This is a genomic window from Dolichospermum sp. LEGE 00240 (genome assembly GCF_015207875.1).
Taxonomy (GTDB): Bacteria; Cyanobacteriota; Cyanobacteriia; order Cyanobacteriales; family Nostocaceae; genus Dolichospermum; species Dolichospermum gracile.
Genome location: NZ_JADEVZ010000141.1, coordinates 1 through 4384, shown reverse-complemented (window position 1 = coordinate 4384; position 4384 = coordinate 1). Strand labels below are relative to the sequence as shown.

The window sequence follows — 4384 nt, the reverse complement described above, 5'->3', positions numbered from 1 at the left end:
TGTAATGTTCCAGATTGCATTGTGCTGTGGAAGGTTTGCTGATTTTTCTAATTGTCCGATACCTGATAAGTAGATGATACTTTTTATCAATACACTATTTTACTACTTTGTCAATGCGTAAGTCCTATAATCATCCGTTACAAAAAACGTATACTGAAAACGGTTTATAGTTTAACCAAATATAGAACCCCTCTCCAAACCTCTCCCCGCAACGGGGAGAGGCTTTGAACTTGTTTTTCATATCATAAAACAGTCCAGATCTTAGCCGTTTTGAGTATAACCGGATAAACTTAATATGACCGCCCAGGATAAAATGTAAATGGAGGTAAGGTCAATTCAACACCATCTACTAAACTCACACTCACCAAAAACTTCTCATCCCAACTACCCACAACACGAGTAAACAAATAAGAATCACCCTGTTGTGGATTAATACCTTGTTCTATTAAAATGCTAGTCTGATCACTCACTCGCAATTTTAAATCAGCAGGTAAAGAATTTTGTACAGATGTACCCAAAACTAATAATAATGTCCACGAAGGATCTGATTCAGATAATATTGGCCAAGTTACAGCATACAATCGCAGGGGAAATCCTGCCAACAACAAATCATGATAAGCACCCCGCGCTTGAGAGGGAATTTCTAAACCCCTGCTTTGGAGTTGGTTAGTAATTACTTGAAATTCCTCCACAGGACTCCGCAAAGCTGGTATAGGTGCTATATTAGGTAATAATTGCCAAGAAAGTTCCGCCGCTAATTCATCTAATTCATCCCATAACCACCGTCCTACATTTATCGCTGGTTGGGTTAACAGTTTGAATAAATCTTTGAAACTATCTTGCAGTGAATAATTATGTCCTTGCAGTTGCAAATTATCCAGCCAATTGAGTAATTCTAAATTACTAATTACTGCACTTCCTTTTTCCCAAGTTAATACTTGCCAAAGTTCAACATTAGGTAATTGCAATTGTGGTAATAATGCCATTAACTCATTTTGCATTGACACTAAACTTTGCATTCTTTGGTTCTTGGTAACTGGTAAAGTAATGGCATTTGGTTCTAAACAACGCAAGTTTAATAATAAATAATCTGGTTCTTGTGCAAACCAACTCACAGGAATTTGATAAGTCCAGTCTGTTTCAGGTTCTAAATTAGCTGCTGTTTGTTTTTCCATCAATTGCTGATAGGATAAAAAGCCCGAAACTATTGCTGTTTCTTGTTCTTCTAAAACTTCTATTAATACATAAAAATGAGCAATATATTCTGGTAAATCTACAACGGCTCTCGGTACAACTATCTCATCATCACTAAGACTATTATTAGTCAATAAGCAAAGCTTAAATTTACCTACTTGCAAATTAGCAACAGCAGGAATGACATTAGCTATAGCTGGTTGAAATACTGTACATTTATCCTCATTAACAGTGAGAGAATCTGCTCTTTCTGTCAACCATTCTTTAAAAGCCAATAACGCCAAAGTATTAATATAAATTTGCCATTGTTGAGCTTGATTTTTTATTTCCAGGCTGTTTTCTACCGCTTCACTAATTTGTTCAGCATCAAGATTAATAGCACTTATAGGTAAAACTTGAAATTCAAGGGACATTGGCTGATGATTATTTGTGAGATTATCTGACAAGTTATTCATACTTCCTCATTAATTAATTATATCGTCCAGATAGCGGCAAAGACGCTGGTTAAAAATACTGGTTTCTGGAGTGAGAGTTTTTGCTGTTTGTGCCTGAATTTCAGCAGCTTCAATAACATGATTAATTTGTTCATTGAGAGCAATTTGAATTTTTTCTTCTAGTGTTTGTAGACTATCTGAGCGAGAATAATTTTTTGCTAATTCCATGACAGAATTACATAAGATGATTAAAAGCTCTTGGCCAACATCAGCACGAAAATCTTTTAACTTTAAAAAACGGGTAACAGCATCTTGAGCGCGTAATCCCACCTTTGCAGCAATTTCTGTCATTGATAAATTTTGACAGTGAAATAACTGGAGTGCAAACAAAAACTTTTTAGCTTTATCACCTTTTTTGCGTTGTAATTGTTCTACTCTTCTTTGAGTAACTATAGCTAAAGCTTGTTCTAAACTAGCTATAAATTGTGGGCGATATAATTGCAAAAATTCTGTTTGTTCATCTTCATCATTTATTGCTTGTGTAGTATTATGAGAACCTGCAATTCCTTCACCATAGACATCTTCAGTAACAACATCTAAAGATTCTGCTGGTAAAGAACCACCCCGCGCATAAATTCGATACTGTCGCAATTGTTCAGCGAGTTTTTGTAATTGTGCCATTACAGTTTCACTGCTGAGAGTTTGATTTGTTTTACTTTGTAAAAGAGTAGCAATAGCTTGTAATTGGTCAATTGTCGGTATAGTACATTTTCCTCCTCTTCTCTTGGGAGGTTGTTCTAAATTATCTTCTTTTTCCTTCCCACGTTGTTGTAAACGAGCAGTTCTATAAATAGCATGATAACTTTCTAAAAGTTGTTGAGCTTGGAGAATTTCACTAGCAGTAAAAGAGTAAAAATCCGTAAAAATTCGTTGTACTTGCTTAGGTTTTGTATCATTGAGAATTGCCCAATCACTGACTAAATAAACTCCACATTCAAGGAGAAATTGATTGAGTCTATGATTTTGTTTAACTCGTGTATTTGTCCAGGTTGTCAAATTGCTTTTTTCTGGATCAAAACTCTGCAAAATTTGACGAGAAAAGGACTGATAATTACCAACTGGTTTTAATTTACCATCATCATCTAGTACACAAAGCAGTAACTCAGCAGATTTGAAACCATGAACAGTCCCAAATTTAGCTGCTAATTGTAAACAAACTTGCTCAATTTGCCAGGATATAAAACAGAGTAGACAACGTTCTGCTAACAAACATCTATCAGCAGGTGCATTTTGGGATAATTGCAGTAGTTTTTTGTTAATTTCTGCATCTGGGAGATCATCATTAACTGTAGCAGTGGGAAACATCTCCAGAAAAAACCCCTTAGCTGGAGTAATTTCCTGAATCTGTCGCCGTCCCGCTGCATCAATTTTTACCAACTGCCAATATCGTGATCTCACACCCATAAATATTTGTACTTAACTATCTACAACAGTATCACCTGACATTGATTCTTAACTCTCGACTCCCTCACCTTATGCAGTGTTGACAGGAAAACTCCCACAAAGCACAGGTGACGGGGAAATAGGGTACTTATCACAAAAATATCCTATCTACAGATATACAGAGGAAAGGGGGAAAAGTCGTTTTTGTCCAAAGAGATTGGACAATTTATCTTTTAGTGTTGTCTAAAATTACCTGAAACTGTTTTGTGATCAGGATTTACAGTCATGATAGTGAGTTGGTTTAACTAAACTGCATTAACAAAAAAGCTCATAAATGTAGTAATTTTGAGCGATAAATTAGCAATTAGTGTCTGAATATTCAACTCAATAGATTAATTTCCGCAGTTGTAGACATTTTTATCAAGTAAATTGAGGTTAAAAATTGCATTATTTATGTACGTTTTTCAATTTAAAAACTATTGCCTTCACGAAATAAATCAGAGATTATAGTCATGGAAGGAGGCAAGAACAAGCTGATTTCCCAAAAACAAACAACATTAATTTGGAGTGAATTTCAAAATGGCTAACATCAAAATTAACGACTTGCAAGCAGCTAATCTTAATCCCTCTACCTCTGAACTTTTTAATGAATTAACTGAGGCTGAAATTTCAGATATTCATGGTGGTTGGGGTCATGTTGCTTTTGGTGCTGCTGTTGGTGGAATTGGAAATCTTGGTCATCAGATTGGTGCTGGTCGTGTTGGTTTTGGTCGTGGTTTTAATTGGGGATCTTTAGGATCGGCAATAGTCGGTGGTATGCTAGGTGGGGCGATTGGTCCCGTAAATGGCGCTGCTGCTTATGCCCTACCTAGAATGGCCTTTTTTGGTGGAATCATTAATGGTCGGATGGGCTGGTAACTACTCAGAATATGCACTTGTTTGATTGTAAAACCCATTGAAAATTTTCCTAAATCTTGATATAAACAGGTTAATCCAAATGAGTTTATCAATCAAATTAGGTATCAGCAAAAACAGAATATAAATCTTATTGGGTGGGTATATTACCTGCCCTTTTCTATGAAAATAAAATATTGTAGATTTAACCTGAATATATTGTACACTTAGAGGATGTTTGAAAAGTTTTTAATGTATAAATAAACCCCTCTCCAAACCTCTCCAGTATTAAATGTTATTCCTTTTCCCTCTCCTAAAAGGAGAGGGTTAGGGAGAGGTGCGGGGAGAGGCTTTGAAACCCCCATTCCAACTAACAAAAGTTTTTCCGCTTCCCTCCCCTTGTAGGGGAGGGTCAGGGA

General features: G+C 35.9%; 4 protein-coding genes. 1 reads left to right on the top strand and 3 read right to left on the bottom strand.

Annotation, left to right across the window (positions count from 1 at the left end; translation table 11 throughout):
• Nucleotides 1–290 precede the first annotated feature (290 nt).
• On the bottom strand, nt 291–1649 hold the full coding sequence (locus IQ226_RS24375; RefSeq protein WP_228039658.1) for a DUF1822 family protein: 1359 nt from the start codon (nt 1647–1649) through the stop codon (nt 291–293).
• A gap of 9 nt (nt 1650–1658) precedes the next feature.
• Nucleotides 1659–3092: a hypothetical protein gene (locus tag IQ226_RS24370; protein ID WP_193899679.1), complete on the bottom strand. Its 1434-nt coding sequence runs from the start codon at nt 3090–3092 to the stop codon at nt 1659–1661.
• A 558-nt stretch (nt 3093–3650) separates the two neighbouring features.
• On the opposite strand from IQ226_RS24370, the gene IQ226_RS24365 reads away from it, so the two are divergent.
• Nucleotides 3651–3989 (top strand): class IIb bacteriocin, lactobin A/cerein 7B family, encoded by a 339-nt coding sequence (locus IQ226_RS24365; RefSeq protein ID WP_193899677.1) that lies wholly within the window; start codon nt 3651–3653, stop codon nt 3987–3989.
• Between the two features lie 203 nt (nt 3990–4192).
• Here IQ226_RS24365 and IQ226_RS25465 read toward each other — a convergent pair.
• On the bottom strand, nt 4193–4384 hold a 192-nt coding region (locus IQ226_RS25465), incomplete at its 5' end, for a hypothetical protein (protein ID WP_228039657.1).

Coding starts and splice junctions, on each gene's coding strand:
- IQ226_RS24375 (WP_228039658.1), bottom strand. CDS start 1,649: ATGAATAACTTGTCAGATAATCTCACAAATAATCATCAGCCAATGTCC.
- IQ226_RS24370 (WP_193899679.1), bottom strand. CDS start 3,092: ATGGGTGTGAGATCACGATATTGGCAGTTGGTAAAAATTGATGCAGCG.
- IQ226_RS24365 (WP_193899677.1), top strand. CDS start 3,651: ATGGCTAACATCAAAATTAACGACTTGCAAGCAGCTAATCTTAATCCC.